Genomic DNA, 18,313 nt, shown 5'->3' with positions numbered 1-18,313 from the left:
CGGGGGCGACGGGTACCGGGACAGCTTAGACCGCTGTCCGCCATGCGGTCACACCTGTCAGGATGCGAGATGGGGACATGGCGACGGCGGATGCACCCTGAGGTGCACCCGCCGTCGTCCGTCGCCCCGAGGTGACTCAGCGCGCGGCGCTGCCCTCGACGTAGTCGGTGTCGATCGCCTGGGCGCTCCAGGAGAACATCTTGCGCAGGTCCTTGCCGACGACCTCGATCTGGTGCTTCGCCTCGGTCTCGCGCAGCTCCTTGAACTCGGGCGCGCCCGCGTCCTGGTCGTCGATGAAGCGCTTGGCGAAGGCGCCGCTCTGGATGTCCGCGAGGACGTCCTTCATGGCCTGCTTGGTGTCGGCGGTGACGACGCGGGGGCCGGAGACGTAGTCGCCGTACTCGGCGGTGTCCGAGATCGACCAGCGCTGCTTGGCGATGCCGCCCTCGAACATGAGGTCGACGATCAGCTTGAGCTCGTGGAGCACCTCGAAGTAGGCGATCTCGGGCTGGTAGCCCGCCTCGGAGAGGGTCTCGAAGCCGGCCTGGACGAGGTGGCTCATACCGCCGCAGAGCACGGCCTGCTCACCGAACAGATCGGTCTCGGTCTCCTCGGTGAAGGTGGTCTTGATGACGCCGGCGCGGGTGCCGCCGATGCCCTTGGCGTAGGAGAGCGCGAGGTCCCAGGCGGAGCCGGTCGCGTCCTGCTCCACGGCGACGATGTCGGGGATGCCGCGACCGCCGACGAACTCGCGGCGCACGGTGTGGCCGGGGGCCTTCGGGGCGATCAGCAGCACGTCGATGCCCGCGGGGACCTCGATGTAGCCGAAGCGGATGTTGAAGCCGTGGGCGAAGGCGAGCGCCTTGCCCTCGCTCAGGTGCGGCTGGATGGACTCGGCGTAGACCTTGCGCTGGTCCTGGTCGGGGGTGAGGATCATGATCAGATCCGCCCACTCGGAGACCTCGGCGACGGTGCCGACGGCGAGGCCCTCCTCCTGCGCCTTGGCGGCGGACTTCGAGCCCTCGCGCAGGCCCACCCGCACCTCGACGCCGCTGTCGCGGAGGTTCAGCGCGTGGGCGTGGCCCTGGGAGCCGAAGCCGACGACGGCGACCTTCTTGCCCTGGATGATGGACAGGTCGGCGTTGTCGTCGTAGAAGATCTCAGCCACGATGTGCTCCTTCGTTGTGGGGTGCGGGCGACAGGTCGATCCTATCGCCGGTTGTCTTACGTCGTGAGAGGGCGTCTCAGGGGTGGAGACGGGGTCGGGAGTTCAGCCCAGCAGGCTGCGATCCGTGATCGCGCGCCCGCCGCGACCGATGGCGACCTCGCCGGACTTCACGATCTCGCGGATGCCGAAGGATTCGAGCATCCCCAGCAGCGCGGTGAGCTTGTCCTGGGTGCCGGTGGCCTCGACGGTCACGGAGTCCGCGGCCGCGTCGACCACCTTGGCCCGGAACATCTGCACGATCTCCAGCACCGAGGTGCGGGTGGAGTTGTCGGCGGTGACCTTGATGAGGATCAGCTCGCGCTGCACGGTCGAGCGGGCGTCGAGCTGGACGATCTTGAGCACGTTGACGAGCTTGTTGAGCTGCTTGGTGATCTGCTCGAGCCGGTGCTGCTCGACGTCGACCACCACCGTGATGCGGGAGATCTCCGGGTGCTCGGTCGGTCCGACCGCGAGCGAGGAGATGTTGTACCCGCGGCGGGAGAACAGCGCGGTGACGCGGGTGAGCGCGCCGGGCTTGTTCTCCACCAGGACCGAGAGGGTCTGGCCGTCCGGCGTCATCACGTAGTCCGTGGTGCTCGCCGACGGCGCCGGTGCGGTGCTCTGGCTGGTCACGTTCGTGTTGCTGGTCATGATCAGATGTCCCTCTCCCACTCGGGGCTCATGCCCTGCGCGATCTGGATCTCGTCGTTGGAGACGCCGGACGGCACCATGGGCCAGACCATCGCGTCGGCGCTGACGGTGAAGTCGACGACCACCGGGCGGTCGTTGATCTCCATCGCCTGGGCGATGGTGGCGTCGATGTCCTCGTCCCGCTCGCAGCGCAGACCGGCGCACCCATAGGCGTCGGCGAGCTTGACGAAGTCGGGGACGCGGCGGGAGCCGTGCCCGGTGTTGAGCTCCGTGTTGGAGTAGCGCTGGTCGTAGAACAGGTTCTGCCACTGGCGCACCATGCCGAGGCTGGAGTTGTTGATGACCGCGACCTTGATCGGGATGTCATTGATGACGCAGGTGGCGAGCTCCTGGTTGGTCATCTGGAAGCAGCCGTCGCCGTCGATGGACCACACCACCTTGTCCGGCTGGCCGACCTTCGCGCCCATCGCCGCGGGCACCGAGTAGCCCATGGTGCCCAGGCCCCCGGAGTTCACCCAGGTGTAGGGGTTCTCATACTTGATGAACTGGCTGGACCACATCTGGTGCTGACCCACGCCGGCCACGAAGATCGACTCCGGCCCGGAGATCTCACCGATCCGGGAGATCACCTTCTGAGGGGCGGTGAAGCCGTCCTCGGTCTCGGTCCATCCCAGCGGGTAGTTGTCCCGGAGCATGTCCAGGGTGTTCCACCAGTTCTCGTAGCTGCGGGTGTCCGCCACGGCGAGACGCTCCTGCAGCTCCGCCGTGAGGGCACGGGCGATCTCGGCGGCCTGGCCCACGATCGGGACGTCCGCGGTGCGGTTCTTCGAGATCTCCGCCGGATCGATGTCGGCATGGACGACCTTCGCCCCCGGGGCGAAGGAGTCCAGCACCCCCGTGACGCGGTCGTCGAAGCGGGCGCCGATGTTCACGATGAGGTCCGAGCGCTGCAGCGCGGAGACCGCGGCGACCGTGCCGTGCATGCCGGGCATCCCCAGGTGGCTGGGGTGCGAGTCGGGCAGCGCGCCGCGGGCCATCAGCGTGGTGACGAACGGCGCCCCGGAGGCCTCGACGAGCTCGCGGACCTCCGCGGTGGCCCGCCCGCGCAGCACACCGCCGCCGAGCAGGAACACCGGTCGCTGCGCCTCCAGCAGCATCGAGGCCGCCTCGCGGATCTGCTTGTGGTGCGGGCGCGGGGCGGGGCGGTAGCCGGGCAGGTCCAGGGCCTCGGGCCACACGAAGGTCGTCTGCGCCTGCTGGGCGTCCTTGGTGACGTCCACGAGCACCACGCCGGGGCGACCGGTCGAGGCGATGTGGAAGGCCTGCTTGATCACCTTGGGGATCTCGGCGGCGTCCTTGACCAGGAAGTTGTGCTTGGTGATCGGCATGGTCATGCCGACGATGTCCGCCTCCTGGAAGGCGTCCGTGCCGATGAAGGCGGAGCCGACCTGGCCGGTGATCGCGACCATCGGGATCGAGTCCATCTGGGCATCCGCGATGGCGGTGATGAGGTTGGTGGCGCCCGGGCCGGACGTGGCCAGGCACACGCCGACCTTCCCGGTCGCATGGGCGTAGCCGCTGGCCGCGTGGCCGGCGCCCTGCTCGTGGCGGACCAGCACGTGGCGCAGGCCCTCCGCGTCCATGAGCGGATCGTAGGTGGGCAGGATCGCCCCACCGGGAAGGCCGAAGACGACCTCTGCCCCGGCATGCTTGAGGGACTCGACCAGCGCCTGCGCGCCGGTCATCTGCTGTCCATTCATCGGAACTCCTTCGTCGTCTCGGACGGTGGGCGTGGCGGGCAACTGCTGCATCGACCTCCGCCTCCCTCCGCCGTGCCGGTCCGGCGCACGAAAAAGCCCCTCCGCCTGGGGCTCGGGAGGGGCGCGGATGACAGCTCGTAGTGACGAGTGGGCGTCAGCCGCGCTCGGTAACTACGAGAAGGATCGTCCTGTGCATGGGAACACGATATCCGGTCCCCCGGCGTGTTCACGCACCGTCCGCCATGCGGACACGGCATCCACCTGGCCGTCACCTGACAAGGTCAGACCGTCGTGCCGGTGGACCGTCGTCCACCGGCACGACCTTTGCCCGGTGCTCTCCGCAGGCGGTGAGTGCGCGGGCTGTCAGTCCAGCGGCCGACGGGTCGCGCCGTAGGTCGCCGAGCGCACCAGATGCGCGTAGACCTTGAGGGCCTGGGAGACCTGGCGCTCTCGGTGCGCGGGGCGCCACGGCAGCGGACCCTTCGCCTCTCGGCGCCGGGCGAGCTCGTCCTCGGGCACCTCGAGCTCGAGCAGGCGCTTGTCGACGTCGATGACGATCCGGTCGCCATCCTCGATGAGGCCGATCAGCCCGCCCTCGGCGGCTTCCGGGGAGATGTGCCCGATGGAGACGCCGCTGGTGCCGCCCGAGAAGCGGCCATCGGTGATCAGGGCGCAGGTCTTGCCGAGGCCGCGACCCTTGAGGAATGAAGTCGGGTAGAGCATCTCCTGCATGCCCGGGCCGCCCTGCGGTCCCTCGTAGCGGATCACCACGACGTCACCGGCCTTCACCGTCTTGTCGAGGATCTTCTGGACCGCCTCCTCCTGCGAGTCGCAGACCACCGCCGTGCCCTCGAAGTGGAAGAGGTCCTCGGTGATGCCGGCGGTCTTGAAGACCGCGCCGTCCCGGGCGAGGTTGCCCTTGAGGACCGCGAGACCGCCGTCCTTGCTGTAGGCGTGCGGGACGGAGTGGACCACGCCGTTCTCGTCGTCGAGGTCGAGCTCGTCCCAGGTGTTCGTCGTGGAGAAGGCCTGGGTGGTGCGCACCCCGCCGGGGGCGGCGTGGAACAGCGCCTCGGCCTTCTTCGAGGCCGTCCCCCCGCGCACGTCCCACTCGGCGAGCCAGCTGGACAGATCCGGCGAGTGCACGGTGTGGACGGTGTGGTCCAGCAGCCCGGCGCGGTCCAGCTCGCCGAGGATCGCGGGGATCCCACCGGCGCGGTGGACGTCCTCCACGTGGGCGGTGCCGTTGGGGGCGACCTTGGACAGCGTGGGCACCAGGCGGGAGATGCGGTCGATGTCGTCGAGGCCGAAGTCGACTCCGCCCTCGATCGCGACGGCGAGGATGTGGAGGATGGTGTTGGTCGAGCCGCCCATCGCCACGTCCATCGCCATGGCGTTGGAGAAGGCCGCCTTGGTGGCGATCGAGCGGGGCAGCACCGACTCATCGCCCTCCTCGTAGTAGCGCGTGGCGAGGTCGACGATCGTCCGACCTGCCTCGAGGAAGAGCTCCTTGCGGAAGGCGTGGGTGGCCAGGGTGGTGCCGTTGCCGGGCAGGGACAGGCCCAGCACCTCCGTCAGGCAGTTCATGGAGTTCGCGGTGAACATGCCCGAGCAGGAGCCGCAGGTGGGGCAGGCGTTCTCCTCCACTTCGGCGAGCTGGGCATCGGTGATCGATTCGTCGGCGGAGAGCGACATCGCATCGACCAGGTCGATGCGGTGCTCGGTGACGCCCTCGACGGGCTTGCCGGACTCGGACGGGCCGCCGGAGACGAAGATGACCGGGATGTTCAGCCGCATCGCGGCCATCAGGTGCCCGGGGGTGATCTTGTCGCAGTTCGAGATGCACACCAGGGCGTCCGCGGTGTGGGCGTTGACCATGTACTCGATCGAGTCGGCGATGATGTCGCGGCTGGGCAGCGAGTAGAGCATGCCGCCGTGGCCCATCGCGATGCCGTCGTCGACGGCGATGGTGTTGAACTCCTTGGAGACGCCGCCTGCCTCGGCGATCGCCCCGGCGACCAGGTCTCCCATGTTCTTCAGGTGCACGTGGCCGGGAACGAACTGGGTGTAGGAGTTCGCAATCGCGATGATCGGTTTGCCGAAGTCGCCGCTCTTCATGCCGGTGGCGCGCCAGAGGGCGCGGGCGCCTGCCATGTTGCGGCCGTGGGTGGAGGTGCGGGAGCGGAGCTGGACCATGCCGTCATGCTACGCCGCCATGCGAGATGGTGGTGTCAGCATCCGGACGGCGGACGTGCGGTCGGCGGTGGTCCGCGGCTCAGCCGACCACCTTGATGGCCACCTCGTTGAGCCAGGTCGCTGGGTCCGGGTCCTCCTCCGGCCCGGTGAGGAAGAGCTCGATCCGGCTCGCGAAGGCATCGCCCTCGGGGGTGTCCCAGCGGTCCCACATGTGTCCCTGCTCCCGGCCCCAGTCGAGCAGGGCGGCGTTTCCCGCCACCCCCTCGCGCACGTCGCGATAGGTCGCGGAGCCGTAGGTGCCGCCCGGCAGCGTGTCCAGGACGAGGGAGTCGGGTGCCCCGGCGAGGTCCGCCACCGGCCAGCCGTTCTCGATCTGCAGGAGGCCGTCCATGTCGATCACGCGGTAGCGGATCAGCGGCGGGCCGATCGGAGCGATGCCCCGTGCCGCGAGTCGGGCGGCGACCTCGTCCAGCGCGGCCGGGATCACCGTGTCCAGCTCGGCCATCGTCACGGACGCCGCCAGGGCCGCGTAGGGGGTCGGCGCTCGCTGCACCAGGGTGGGCGGGATGGTGATCATGGTGGCCCCTTCCTCGGTCACCGGGACGCGGACGCCCGGCACCGGGCCATTCTCCGCGCGACGGCCGCACGGCGCCAGAGTCCCGCAGCCGTACGGGGTTGTCCATCTCTCCCGCGAAGAGCAGCGAGGAGGCCAGGTCCCCGAGGTCCACCCTCTGCAGGGTGGTGCGCTGTGGCCGGTCACGCCCACCCGTCGGCGCGCAGGAACCGCCCATGAACCGGGCTCGCGCCACGGTCGACAGCGCTTCAGCTGGATCCACCTCGACGACGTCCTCGCCATCCTCGATGTCCTCGAGGCAACCCCGTCGCTCGCCGGGCCGGAGAATCCCTCCTCGCCCCATCCGGAGGACAACGCCGAGCTCATGCGCGTGGTGCGCGAGACCCTGGGCGTCCGGGTGGGGATGCCGACGCCGCGCTGGATGCTCGAGGTCGGAGCGATCGGCCTGCGCACCGAGACCGAACTGGTCCTCAAGAGCCGCTGAGTGCTTCCCGAACGGCCCCTCGCCGCGGGTTGCACCTTCCGTCGTCCCCTGCTGCGCGGTGCGGTCGCGGCGTCCTTCGCCGACGGGGGCGCCGCTCACGGAACCCGTTCCTGAGCGGGCCCTCGGGAGCCCGCGACGCACAGGACGGGCCGCCTCGTGCACGAGGCGGCCCGTCCTGGATGCGCGGTGCGGCGAGGGCTCAGCTCACGCCGAGCTTCTCCATGATGATCTCGCGCACGCGGCCGGCGTCGGCCTGCCCGCGGGTGGCCTTCATGATCGGGCCGATGAGGGCGCCGATCGCCTGGACCTTGCCGCCCTGGATCTTGGCGACCACATCGGGGTTGTCGGCGATCGCCTGGTCGACGGCGCCGGTGAGGACCGAGTCGTCGGAGACGACGGCGAGGCCCTCGGACTCGACGATGGCGGATGGGTCGCCCTGGCCGTCCAGCACCTTGGTGAGGACCTGCTTGGCGATCTTGTCGTTGATCTTCTTGCCGTCGACCAGGCCCTGCAGCTCGGCGACCTGCGCCGGCGTGATCGCGAGCTCCGGCAGCTCGGCCTCGCGGTCCTTCGCGATGCGGGCCAGCTCGCCCATCCACCACTTGCGGGCGCTCTGGGCGCTCGCTCCGGCGGCGACGGTGGACTCGATGAGGTCGAGGGCGTCGGCGTTGATGGCGTCGCGCATCTCGAGGTCGCTGAAGCCCCACTCCTCCCGCAGCCGGCGGCGACGGGCCGCGGGCAGCTCGGGCAGCGCGGCGCGGATCTCCTCGACCCACTCACGGCTGGGGGCGACCGGCACCAGATCGGGCTCGGGGAAGTAGCGGTAGTCCTCCGCGTCGGACTTCGGCCGGCCCGAGGAGGTGCCACCGGTGTCCTCGTGGAAGTGGCGGGTCTCCTGGAGGATCGACCCGCCGGCGTCGAGCACGCCCGCGTGGCGGGAGATCTCGGAGCGGACCGTCCGCTCGATCGAGCGGAACGAGTTCACGTTCTTGGTCTCGGTGCGGGTGCCCAGCGGTGACTGGGGCGTCTCGCGCAGGGAGACGTTGATGTCGGCGCGCACGTTGCCGCGCTCCATCCGCGCCTCGGAGACGTCGAGCGCACGGAAGATGTCGCGCAGGGTGCGCACGTAGGCGGCGGCGACCTCGGGAGCACGGCCCTTCGTGTGCGGGATCGGCTTGGTGACGATCTCGACCAGCGGCACGCCGGCGCGGTTGTAGTCGACCTGGGAGTGGGTGGCGCCGTGGATGCGCCCGGTGGCGCCGCCGACGTGGGTGTTCTTGCCGGCGTCCTCCTCCATGTGGGCGCGCTCGATCTCGACCCGGATGATCTCCCCGTCCTCGAGCTCCACGTCGACCCAGCCGTCGAAGGCGATGGGCTCGTCGTACTGCGAGGTCTGGAAGTTCTTGGTGAGGTCCGGGTAGAAGTACTGCTTGCGCGCGAAACGGCAGGTCTCGGCGATCGAGCAGTTCAGCGCCAGGCCGATCCGGATCGCGTACTCGACGGCCTTCCCGTTGACGACCGGCAGGGAGCCGGGCAGCCCCAGGGAGGTGGGGGTGATCGCGGTGTTCGGCTCGGCGGCGAAGATGTTCGGCGCCCCGTCGAACATCTTGGTGGCGGTGCCGAGCTCGACGTGGACCTCGATGCCGAGCACCGGGTCGTAGCGGTCGATCGCGTCGTCGAAGTCGACGAGGTCGATGTCGGTGGCAGTCATCAGTGTGCTCCTCCGGTGAGCTCGGGGGCCTTGGCCAGCAGCGGACCGCCCCAGGAGTCCTCCAGCAGCGCCTCCAGGGCGCCGCCCACCCGGTACAGGCGCTCGTCGGCGCGGGCCGGGGCGAGGAACTGGATGCCGGCGGGCAGGTCGTCCTCGGCGAGACCGCTGGGCAGCGAGATGCCCGGGACGCCGGCGAGGTTGGCGGGGATGGTGGCGATGTCGTTCATGTACATCGCGGTGGGATCGTCGACCTTCTCCCCGAGCCGGAAGGCGACGGTGGGAGCGGTGGGCGAGGCGAGCACGTCGACCTGCTCGAAGGCTGCGGCGAAATCTCGCTGCACGAGCGTGCGCACCTTCTGGGCGCTGCCGTAGTAGGCATCGAAATAGCCGGCCGAGAGGGCGTAGGTGCCCAGCAGGATCCGGCGCTTGACCTCGTCGCCGAAGCCGGCCCCGCGGGTCGCCTTCATGACGTTCTCCGCAGTGGGGTGGTCCTCGGGGACCACCCGCAGGCCGAAGCGCATGCCGTCGAACTTCGCGAGGTTCGAGGAGGCTTCCGAGGGCATGATCAGGTAGTAGGCGCCGAGGGCGTACTCGAAGTTCGGGCACTTCACACGCACGATCTCCGCGCCGGCGCGCTCGAGCTGGTCGAGGGACTCGGTGAAGCGGGCCCGGACCTCGGGGGCGAAGCCCTCCCCCTCGAGCTCCTCGATGACGCCCACGCGCAGCCCCTTGACGTCCTGGCTGCGGGCGGCCGCGGCGAGATCGCCGACGGGATCGGGCAGCGAGGTCGAGTCGTGGGGGTCGTGGCCGGCGATCAGCTGGTGCAGCAGCGCCGAGTCCTCGACGGTGCGGGTGACGGGACCGGCCTGGTCCAGCGAGCTGGCCATGGCGATCAGCCCATAGCGGGACACGGAGCCGTAGGTGGGCTTGACGCCCACGGTGCCGGTGACGGCGCCGGGCTGGCGGATCGACCCGCCGGTGTCGGTGCCGATCGCGAGCGGGGCCTCGTAGGCGCCGACGGCCGCCGCGGAGCCACCGCCGGAGCCGCCCGGGATCCGGTCACGGTCCCAGGGGTTGCGGGTGGGGCCGTAGGCGCTGGACTCGGTGGAGGAGCCCATCGCGAACTCGTCCATGTTGGTCTTGCCCAGCATCGGCAGTCCCGCGGCGCGGAGCTTCTGCACGAGCGTCGCGTCGTAGGGAGGGATCCAGCCCTCGAGGATCCTCGAGCCCGCGGTCGTGGGCTGGCCCTCGGTGACCACGACGTCCTTGACGGCGATGGGCACCCCGGCGAGGGCGTGCAGCTCCTCCCCGGCGGCGCGACGGGAATCCACGTCACGAGCCACGGAGAGGGCCTCGTCGGTATTGACGTGGAGGAACGCGTTCAGGTCGCCGTCGACGGCGGCGATGCGGTCCAGATGGGCGCGGGTGAGCTCCTCGGAGGAGACCTCCCCGGCACGGAGCGCGGCGGCCTGGGCCGACGCGCTGCGGCGGATCATGTCGGTCTGGTTCATAGGGCTGCTCACACTCATCATTCTTCGCCGAGGATCTGCGGGACGGCGAAGCGGCCGTCCTGCGCCTCAGGAGCGCCGGCGAGGGCCTGCTCCTGGGTCAGCGTGTTCTCGACGACGTCCTCGCGGAAGACGTTGGTCATGGCAATGGGGTGGGACGTCGCGGGGACTTCCTCGGTGGCGACCTCGGAGACGGAGGCGACAGCGTCCATGATGGAGTCGAACTCGCCGGCGAACCGGACGATCTCCTCCTCGGTGAGCTGGATCCGTGCGAGGTCGGCGAGGCGTGCGACGTCATCTCGTCCGATCGAAGGCATGGGGCTCATTCTAGGCCGGTCGACGTACTGGTGAGGAACGAGCCGGTAGGAGACGGGCAGACAGACCGAGTCGGTCGACGTACTGGTGAGGAACGAGCCGGTAGGAGACGGGCACACAGACCGAGTCGGTCGACGTACTGGTGAGGAACGAGCCGGTAGGAGACGGGCGCGCGGCTCAGGACGGGTCCTGGGGTGTCCGGCCCACCCGGTAGTGATAGCCGCCGATCCGGCGGAAACCGAGGTCCCGGTACAGGGTGCGCGCCGGGGTGTTGTCGGACTCGACCTCGAGCAGCACCCGGCGTGCTCCCTGGACCGCGGCGAGCGCGAGCAGGGTGCTGGACAGGGCGCGGCCCAGACCGCGGCGACGATGTGCGGGGTCCGCCGCGATCATGTTGAGCACGACCAGGGTCTCCTTCCCGGCGGTGACCAGGGCGGCGCGACCGACGGCGGCGTCCGCGACGTCTCCCGCCGGGAGCCGGACCTGGATCGCCGGGGTGCCGGCGAGGATGTCGCGCAGCGTCTCCCGCGCCTGGGGCCCCTCGCGCGGGGCCAGTCGCCAGGCGGCCTCGAACCACTCCTCGTCCAGCCCGCCGGTCGCGATCACGGCGGCGGGATGAGGGCGCGGCAGCGTGCCGGTCAGCGGCAGCTCCAGGATCTCGCTGTGGCCCACCGCCTCGTCCCCGCGAGCGGCGAGCAGCTCATCGAGCGCGGAGGGCGCGACCCCCTCGATGATCCGGTGCGTGGGCCGCTCCCCCGCCGCCGCGGCCAGGGCCTCCACCCGCTCCAGCGCGCTGGCGAGGCCATCGGGCGAGGTCGGGGGATCGAGCGCGAGGATGCTGTGGGCGCGCCGGGTGATCCCGCGCGAGCGCAGCAGGGCGAAGCCGTCGACATCGAGTCGCTGCATCGGACGCCAGCCGGCGATCAGCGCCTCGGCGAGGCGGGCGCCGGCGAGCGGGCGCAGGGACGGGGACGAGTCTCGGGAATGACGGGGCACGCGGGCGAGCCTACTCAGCGCTCCGGCTGACTCGACGCTCCGCCGGAGGTGGTCGTTAGACTGTCTCCTCCCGATCCGCCGCAGGCCGCCCGTCACGAAGGGACCTCGACATGACCGTCGATCCGCACAGCGACTACCACTCCCACGATCCCGAGGACAGTTCGGAGCGCTCGGAGGATCCGGCGATCCGTGAGGCGCAGGAGCTCGAGGAGCGGATGCGGCGCGCCCTGGCCACCAAGGAGGATCCGCTGCGCGATGGCGAGTCGACCTCGGAGCGGCTGCGCCGACTCGATGCCCAGGGCGTGGACGGGGAGTCCGCGGGCTCCTGAGCGCCGCCGCCCTCCGGGCGGTCGGTCTCAGCCCTCGCGCGACTCCGGCGGCGGCATCAGCAGGAACGGCAGGTAGAGCACGCCCGAGAGGTTGTACGGGAACGTGATGCGCATGATCGCCTTGATCCCCCAGTGCATCGAGAACGCGCCCAGCGCGAACAGCTTTCCCGCCCGGTGATCGAGCACGGCCAGCGGCGCACCCAGCTCGACCACCAGGGAGGTCGCCGCCATCAGGGTGAACAGCTCCTTGCGCGGGTACAGGGCCCTGCCCAGCGGGGAGGACTCCTCCCCCAGCATCTCCTTGCGCAGGGAGTCGAAGGCGACCTGCCCGCGCATGTTCGCGCCGTCCGCCCAGGACGCTCCCGCCCCGCCGGTGAACTTCGCGATCCCGGCGAGGAGATAGGTCAGGGAGACCGCGGCATTCATCGCGGTGGGGGTTGCGCCGTACATCCAGGAGCGCCGCGACGGGCGCAGCTGCCCGTCGCGCAGCAGCGCGTCGACGCTCAGCGCGTCGGCCGTCGGTGCCGCACCGAGCACCATGGTGTGCAGGACGAGATTGTTCTCGTGGTGATAGACCATCGACCACGAATTGCGGTACGAGAAGTTCCAGGTCTGCAGCGCGGAGTGCAGCGGCCCGACCACGCGGTGGCCGATCCCCGCCGTGAACAGTGCCCCGGTGACCAGGGACGCGTCCAGCAGGCGATCCGCGACCACGGGCGGCAGCGGCCGGCGCAGGACGCGGGCAGGGCCCACCGGCTCGAAGCTCGCCGGATCGGTGCGGTGGACACCGCGGTAGAGCTTCCGCCGCCTCCCCACGTGCCAGAGGTGGTAGCCGCCGACCGCGATCCTCAGCAGGGCGGGGGTCGTGGCAGTGGCCCGCGGTGCCAGGCGCCGACGTGCCGCGTGGGCCAGAGTGCGAAGAGTGCTCATGCCCTCGCCCCCTCGGTGACGCCCAGAGGGTCCTTGCCGGCGCGCAGGATCGCGCGGCCGGGCACCTCCGCCGACCCGCTGACCGTGAGCTTCGTCGTGAACTCCGCCCGCTCCGCGCCGCGCATGAAGGGATCCACGAGGTAGCGTCCGCGCACCACGTGCACGCGCAGCACTCCGCGGTCCACCGGGCGGTCCCGGTGGGCGATGAGCGAGGCGGCGTGCTCGGCGAGCACCGGACCGTCCCCGTCGCGCACGCGGCGGCGCACCTGCCGGCGCACGGCGTTCAGCCCGCCCGTGCCGAGATACGAGTAGTGCAGGGGCCGTGCGGTGCCGTCGGCCTCGATGCCCAGGAGGTGGGTGACCCAGTAGTGGTCGGCCCGCTTCGAGGAGAACATCGGGTAGTGGCTGAAGGGGAACGAGTCGCGCACCTCCTGCGGGGCCCGACCCAGGCGTCGTGCGGGCAGGGCGATCGCGGTGAGCAGCGCTCCGGTCAGCAGACCGGTGAGCACTCTGGTGGTCGTGGTGTCGGGGATGGATGCGCCCGGCGGGCGTCGGAAGGTGGCGTCCTCGCTCATGGGCCCACCGTAAAGGGGTGGAATGAGACAGATGTCCACGGAGATGAGAGCCCGATGAGAGTGGTCTCAGACTTCGTGCGGGGCCAACACCCCTCGGGGGACGGCGACGGTTCCTCCCCAGTCCCCATCGTCCACAGCGGGCGTCGTGGCGCCCGTGCGTCGGCGCTCCTTGCGACACTGGGGGCATGGACTCCTCTTCCGCGCCCGTCCCCCTCTCTCCTGCCGGCACCGGCGGTTCCGCGCTGCAGGTCGAGGCGCTCGAGGCCCTCCGCGCCCTCACCGGGAGCGCCGAGGCGAGCTTCCACGAGGGGCAGTTCGAGGCGATCGCCGCACTGGTCGAGGAGCGGCGTCGCGTGCTGGTGGTGCAGCGCACCGGCTGGGGGAAGTCCGCGGTCTACTTCCTCTCCGCACTGCTTCAGCGGCGGCGGGGCTCGGGTCCCGCCCTGATCATCTCGCCGCTGATCGCCCTGATGCGCGATCAGGTCGCCGCCGCACGGCGCGCCGGGGTGCGTGCGGAGGCGATCAGCTCGGCGAACCCCACCGAGTGGGCGGACATCGAGAGCGGGCTCGCGGCCGACGAGATCGACGTGCTGCTGGTCTCCCCCGAGCGTCTGGTCAATCCCCGGTTCCGGGAGGAGCAGCTGCCGCGCCTGGTGGAGCGCTGCGGACTGCTGGTGATCGACGAGGCCCACTGCATCTCGGACTGGGGCCACGACTTCCGCCCCGACTACCGACGCCTGCGGGACCTGGTCGGCGAGCTCGGTCCCGAGGTGCCCGTGCTCGCGACCACCGCGACCGCGAACAGCCGCGTCGTCTCCGACGTCGCCGAGCAGCTCGAGGTACCGGGCAGCGAGGTGCTGACCCTGCGCGGCGCCCTCACCCGGGACTCACTGAGGCTCGGCTGCCTGACTCTCGAGGACGATCGCGCGCGACTGGCCTATCTGGTGGAGCACCTCGATCAGCTGCCGGGCTCGGGCATCATCTACACGCTCACGGTCTCCGCCGCCGAGGACCTCGCTGATCTGCTGGACCGGCCGGGACGACGCGTCGCCGCGTACACCGGCCGCACCGACGCCGAGGAGCGGGCTGAGCTCGAGCGGGCGCTGAAGCACAACGAGGTCAAGGCGCTGGCCGCGACCAGCGCGCTGGGCATGGGATTCGACAAACCGGATCTGGGCTTCGTGGTGCATCTGGGAGCGCCGAGCTCCCCGGTCGCCTACTACCAGCAGGTGGGGCGTGCCGGACGTGCCACGGACACCGCCGAGGTGCTGCTCCTGCCCGGCCGTGAGGACCGTGCGATCTGGGAGTACTTCGCCACCGCCTCGATGCCCTCGCAGGAGAGCGCGAGCGCGGTGCTGAGCGCGCTGGCCTCGTCCGATCGGCCGCTGTCCACCCCAGCGCTCGAAGCCCGGGTGGACGTGCGTCGCACCGCGCTCGAGCTGCTGCTGAAGGTGCTCGCCGTCGACGGAGCGGTGCAGAACGTCAAGGGCGGCTGGATCGCGACCGGGGTCCCGTGGAGCTACGACGGCCCGCGGTACGAGAAGGTGGCCCGCGCGCGCCGCGAGGAACAGCAGGCGATGCTCGAGTACGAGCGGCTCGAGCCCGGGGATCCGGCGCAGTGCCGGATGATGTTCCTGGCCCGTCAGCTCGACGACGGGACCGCACGCCCCTGCGGTCGCTGCGATGTGTGCACCACCCCCTGGTATCCCGCGCCGGGGTCCGGCGCGCATGGCGCTGAGGGAGGATCCGCGGGCGCCGCCCAGCAGGTCTCCGCCGTCCTGGATCGCGTCGGGGTGCCGGTGGCGCCGCGGGCGCAGTGGCCCCAGGGCCTGGACAGGCTGGGAGTGACCGATGAGGACGGCAGGACCCCGCGCGGCAACATCCCCGCCGCCCTGCGTGCCGACGAGGGCAGGGCGCTGGCCCGCACCTCCGATCTCGGCTGGGCGACCCTGCTGCGTCAGGTGCTGCGCACCGACGAGGACGGACGCCCGATCGACTCCGAGGTCCCGGACGCCCTGGGACAGCGCATCGTCGAGGTGCTCGCGGCCTGGGACTGGCAGCAGCGCCCGGAGGCAGTGGTCGCGGTCCCCTCGGTGACGCGTCCCGGGCTCGTCGGCGCCCTCGCCGCAGGCATCGCCTCGGTGGGACGGCTCCAGCACCTCGGCGCCCTCGACCTCGCCCCCGACGCCGCGCCGCTGCGTCCGGGCGGGAACAGCGCCTTCCGCCTGGCGGATCTCTGGGACCGCTTCACGCTATCCGCCGAGCTGCAGCAGAGCCTCGCGGCGCTCGACGGCGCCCCGATCCTGCTGGTGGACGACTCGATCTCCTCCCGCTGGACCATGACCGTCGCCGCGCGTGCGCTGCGCCGTGCGGGCGCCGGTCCCGTGCTTCCTCTCGCGCTCGCACTGGACGCCTGAGCCGGCGGCAAGCACCAGCCGACCTCAGCCGCTCGTCAGCGGCTCAGTCCGCGTCCTGGCCCTCGCCCTCGCCCTGCTCGGCGCCCGCCTCAGCACCCGGCTCCTCGGCATCCGGCGCCCCGGCGTCCGCCGCGTCCTCGATCGCGACCGCCTCGGCGCCGCCCTCGAGCAGGGCGACGAAGCCGGCCTCATCGAGGATCCGCAGCCCCAGGTCCCGGGCCTTGGTCTCCTTGGAGCCGGCGTTCTCGCCGACGACCACGAAGTCGGTCTTCTTCGAGACGGAGCCCGAGGCCTTGCCGCCACGGGTGATGATCGCCTCCTTGGCACCGTCGCGGGAGAACCCGTCGAGCCCGCCGGTGACCACGACGGTCAGGCCCTCGAGGGTCTTGACGAAGCCCTCCTCGACCTCGTCGGCCATGCGCACGCCGGAAGCGGCCCAACCATCGACGATCTCGCGGTGCCAGTCCGTCTCGAACCACTCCACCACGGCCTCGGCGATGATCTGTCCGACGCCGTCGGCCTCCGCGAGCTGCTCCACGCCCGCCTCGCGGATCGCGTCCATCGTGCCGTAGGCCGTCGCCAGTGAGCGGGCCGCGGCCGGGCCGACGTGCCGGATCGACAGCGCCACCAGCACCCGCCACAACGGCTGAGCCTTCGCCTTCTCGAGCTCCGCGACGAGCTCCTCGGTGGTCTTCAGCGCCGTGGGCTCCTTGACCTGCTTCCACGAGTTCTGGCGCTTGTAATGCCGGAACTGGGGGCGGGTCCAGAAGGCGGGCTGGACGCGCCAGTCGCCCGTCGGCACCCCGTCGCGCCGTTCCGGCTGCCACACGACCACCTCGGCGAGTGCATCGGCGGTGAGGTCGAACAGGTCGGCGCCGGTGTCGATCACGGGCTGCTGCACGCCGGGCAGCAGCGGATCCTCCGCCGAGGTGATCCGCAGCAGCGGCACCCCGTCGGTCCCCTCGACCACGTCGCCGTTCTTCACGACCACGAAAGCGTCCAGCTCCGTGTCCGTGATGTCGCGGATCGGGAGGTAGATCGCATGGTCCTCGGTCAGCGCCGCGAGGGCCTCGGGACGGCGCTTGTCCGGGTCGGTCAGCGCGATCGCGCTCTCCTCGCCGAGGGACTCGATGTCGAAGGCGCCGCGGGAACCGGCATGCTCGACCCGGCCCGTGACCTGGGCGGGGCAGTCGCGACGGTTCGGGCAGCGCCAGTCCTTGTCCCCCTCCTTCTCGGGGCGGATCTCCGTGCCGCAGGCGGGGCACTCGGCGGGCATGACGAAGGGGCGCTCGGTGCCGTCGCGCAGCGACTCGACCGGGCCGAGGATCTCGGGGATCACGTCCCCGGCCTTGCGCAGCACGATCGTGTCACCGATCAGCACGCCCTTGCGCTCGACGTCGAACTGGTTGTGCAGCGTCGCCTTCTCCACGGTGGAGCCCGCGACCGTGACCGGCTCCATGATCCCGAAGGGGGTGACGCGGCCGGTGCGGCCCACCTGCACCTGGATGTCCAGCAGCTTGGTCGTCACCTCCTCGGGCGGGAACTTCACCGCGGTCGCCCAGCGCGGGGCGCGGGAGGTGGAGCCCAGCGCCCGCTGCTGCGCGAAGGAGTCGACCTTGACGACGATCCCGTCGATCTCGTGCTCGAGGTCGTGACGGTGCCCGCCATGGTGCTCGACGTAGGCGGCGACCTGATCGACGGTGTCGGACACGCCGAGGTGCGCGCTGGTGGGCAGGCCCCAGGACTTCAGCAGCTCGTACATCTCGCTCTGCGAGCCGACCGGCGGGTCCGGCCAGGCGCCGAGCCCGTGGACGGTCAGGCGCAGGGAGGCCAGGCGCGCCTCGCCGGCCTCACGCTCCAGGCCCTCCTTCTTCTCGAGCTGCTGGCGCAGACCGCCGGCGGCCGTGTTGCGGGGGTTGGCGAAGGTGGGGAAGCGCCGTATGGCGGCGAGCTGCTCGCGCTCCTCGTCGAAGGGACGCCTGCCGCTCGCGGCCCGCGACTCCCAGCGGGTGCGGGCCTCGGCGACGGCGCGCTCTCGCAGCTCGACCTGCAGCTCGTTCAGCCGTGCGAAGTCGTCGGTCGGCATGAACACCTCGCCGCGCACCTCCACCAGCGGCGGGTGCCCCTCGCCCTCCAGGCGCTGCGGGATCCCCTCGATGCGCAGGGCGTTGACGGTGACGTCCTCGCCGGTGCGGCCGTCGCCGCGGGTCGCGGCGGTGACCAGCTCGCCGTCCTCGTAGCGGAGATTGATCGCGAGCCCGTCGATCTTCAGCTCGGTGAGGAATCGCGTCCGACCGCCGAGCTCTGCAGCGGCGTGTGCGCACCACTCCCGCAGCTCCTCGAGGGAGAAGACGTTGTCCAGGCTCTGCATCCGCTCGGCATGGTCGATCGTGGGCAGCCCCGCCGCGAGCGCGCCGCCCACGGTGCGGGTGGGCGAGTCCTCAGCCGCCAGCTGGGGATTGGCCTGCTCGAGTCCGCGCAGCTCCTGCTCCAGCTCGTCATACTCGGCATCGGCCATGGTGGGAGCGTCGTGCTCGTAGTAGTCGACGCGCGCCTGCTCGATCCGGGCGGTGAGCTCGGCGATGCGCTGCTGAGCGGAGCTGTCGGAGCCGGCAGGACCCTCGGCGGCGGTATCGGTCGGCGCGTCGGAGTCAGCCGGA

General features: G+C 71.0%; 15 protein-coding genes. 3 read left to right on the top strand and 12 right to left on the bottom strand.

Annotated features, from left to right (window positions below; translation table 11 throughout):
• Positions 1-136 precede the first annotated feature (136 nt).
• The 5 genes from ilvC to VF289_RS12380 form a co-directional block, all read right to left on the bottom strand.
• Positions 137-1,168 (bottom strand): ketol-acid reductoisomerase, encoded by a 1,032-nt coding sequence (gene ilvC / locus VF289_RS12400; protein ID WP_330884202.1) that lies wholly within the window; start codon positions 1,166-1,168, stop codon positions 137-139.
• Positions 1,169-1,270: 102 nt separating this feature from the next.
• Positions 1,271-1,786 carry an acetolactate synthase small subunit gene (gene ilvN, locus VF289_RS12395; protein WP_330884395.1) on the bottom strand — a complete coding sequence of 172 codons (516 nt, stop codon included), beginning with the start codon at positions 1,784-1,786 and terminating at the stop codon, positions 1,271-1,273.
• Between the two features lie 74 nt (positions 1,787-1,860).
• Positions 1,861-3,618: an acetolactate synthase large subunit gene (locus VF289_RS12390; protein ID WP_414644481.1), complete on the bottom strand. Its 1,758-nt coding sequence runs from the start codon at positions 3,616-3,618 to the stop codon at positions 1,861-1,863.
• Positions 3,619-3,981: 363 nt separating this feature from the next.
• On the bottom strand, positions 3,982-5,814 hold the full coding sequence (gene ilvD / locus VF289_RS12385) for a dihydroxy-acid dehydratase (protein ID WP_330884200.1): 1,833 nt from the start codon (positions 5,812-5,814) through the stop codon (positions 3,982-3,984).
• 79 nt (positions 5,815-5,893) lie between these two features.
• Positions 5,894-6,391, bottom strand: coding sequence for a GyrI-like domain-containing protein (locus tag VF289_RS12380; RefSeq protein WP_330884199.1), 498 nt, complete (start codon positions 6,389-6,391; stop codon positions 5,894-5,896).
• On the opposite strand from VF289_RS12380, the gene VF289_RS12375 reads away from it, so the two are divergent.
• Entirely contained in the window at positions 6,390-6,872 is a 483-nt protein-coding gene (locus tag VF289_RS12375) for a hypothetical protein (protein WP_330884198.1), read from the top strand. The genes VF289_RS12380 and VF289_RS12375 overlap by 2 nt on opposite strands.
• Positions 6,873-7,071: 199 nt before the next feature.
• On the opposite strand, the gene gatB is transcribed toward VF289_RS12375, so the two are convergent.
• The 4 genes from gatB to VF289_RS12355 form a co-directional block, all read right to left on the bottom strand.
• Complete coding sequence (gene gatB / locus VF289_RS12370; RefSeq protein WP_330884197.1) at positions 7,072-8,583, bottom strand: Asp-tRNA(Asn)/Glu-tRNA(Gln) amidotransferase subunit GatB; 1,512 nt, start codon at positions 8,581-8,583, stop codon at positions 7,072-7,074.
• On the bottom strand, positions 8,583-10,094 hold the full coding sequence (gatA, locus tag VF289_RS12365; protein ID WP_330884196.1) for an Asp-tRNA(Asn)/Glu-tRNA(Gln) amidotransferase subunit GatA: 1,512 nt from the start codon (positions 10,092-10,094) through the stop codon (positions 8,583-8,585). Before gatA ends, gatB begins: the two co-directional genes overlap by 1 nt.
• Positions 10,095-10,111: 17 nt before the next feature.
• Positions 10,112-10,408, bottom strand: coding sequence for an Asp-tRNA(Asn)/Glu-tRNA(Gln) amidotransferase subunit GatC (gene gatC / locus VF289_RS12360; RefSeq protein ID WP_330884195.1), 297 nt, complete (start codon positions 10,406-10,408; stop codon positions 10,112-10,114).
• A gap of 175 nt (positions 10,409-10,583) precedes the next feature.
• Positions 10,584-11,402 (bottom strand): N-acetyltransferase, encoded by an 819-nt coding sequence (locus VF289_RS12355; RefSeq protein WP_330884194.1) that lies wholly within the window; start codon positions 11,400-11,402, stop codon positions 10,584-10,586.
• A gap of 110 nt (positions 11,403-11,512) precedes the next feature.
• Here VF289_RS12355 and VF289_RS12350 point away from each other — a divergent pair, with 110 nt between their 5' ends.
• On the top strand, positions 11,513-11,731 hold the full coding sequence (locus VF289_RS12350) for a hypothetical protein (RefSeq protein WP_330884193.1): 219 nt from the start codon (positions 11,513-11,515) through the stop codon (positions 11,729-11,731).
• Between the two features lie 27 nt (positions 11,732-11,758).
• Here the strand turns inward: VF289_RS12350 and VF289_RS12345 are convergent, their stop codons facing one another.
• Entirely contained in the window at positions 11,759-12,661 is a 903-nt protein-coding gene (locus VF289_RS12345) for a hypothetical protein (protein WP_330884192.1), read from the bottom strand.
• Positions 12,658-13,236 (bottom strand): hypothetical protein, encoded by a 579-nt coding sequence (locus VF289_RS12340; RefSeq protein ID WP_330884191.1) that lies wholly within the window; start codon positions 13,234-13,236, stop codon positions 12,658-12,660. Before VF289_RS12340 ends, VF289_RS12345 begins: the two co-directional genes overlap by 4 nt.
• 185 nt (positions 13,237-13,421) lie before the next feature.
• On the opposite strand from VF289_RS12340, the gene VF289_RS12335 reads away from it, so the two are divergent.
• Positions 13,422-15,653, top strand: a complete 2,232-nt coding sequence (locus VF289_RS12335; protein WP_330884190.1) for a RecQ family ATP-dependent DNA helicase — start codon at positions 13,422-13,424, stop codon at positions 15,651-15,653.
• A 43-nt stretch (positions 15,654-15,696) separates the two neighbouring features.
• On the opposite strand, the gene VF289_RS12330 is transcribed toward VF289_RS12335, so the two are convergent.
• On the bottom strand, positions 15,697-18,171 hold the full coding sequence (locus tag VF289_RS12330) for an NAD-dependent DNA ligase LigA (RefSeq protein ID WP_414644491.1): 2,475 nt from the start codon (positions 18,169-18,171) through the stop codon (positions 15,697-15,699).
• Positions 18,172-18,313 lie beyond the last annotated feature (142 nt).

Origin of the sequence: Brachybacterium sp., assembly GCF_036379615.1 — a bacterium.
Lineage (GTDB): Bacteria > Actinomycetota > Actinomycetes > Actinomycetales > Dermabacteraceae > Brachybacterium.
The sequence above is the reverse complement of the archived record's forward strand: the minus strand, read 5'-3'. Positions and strand labels throughout refer to the sequence as shown.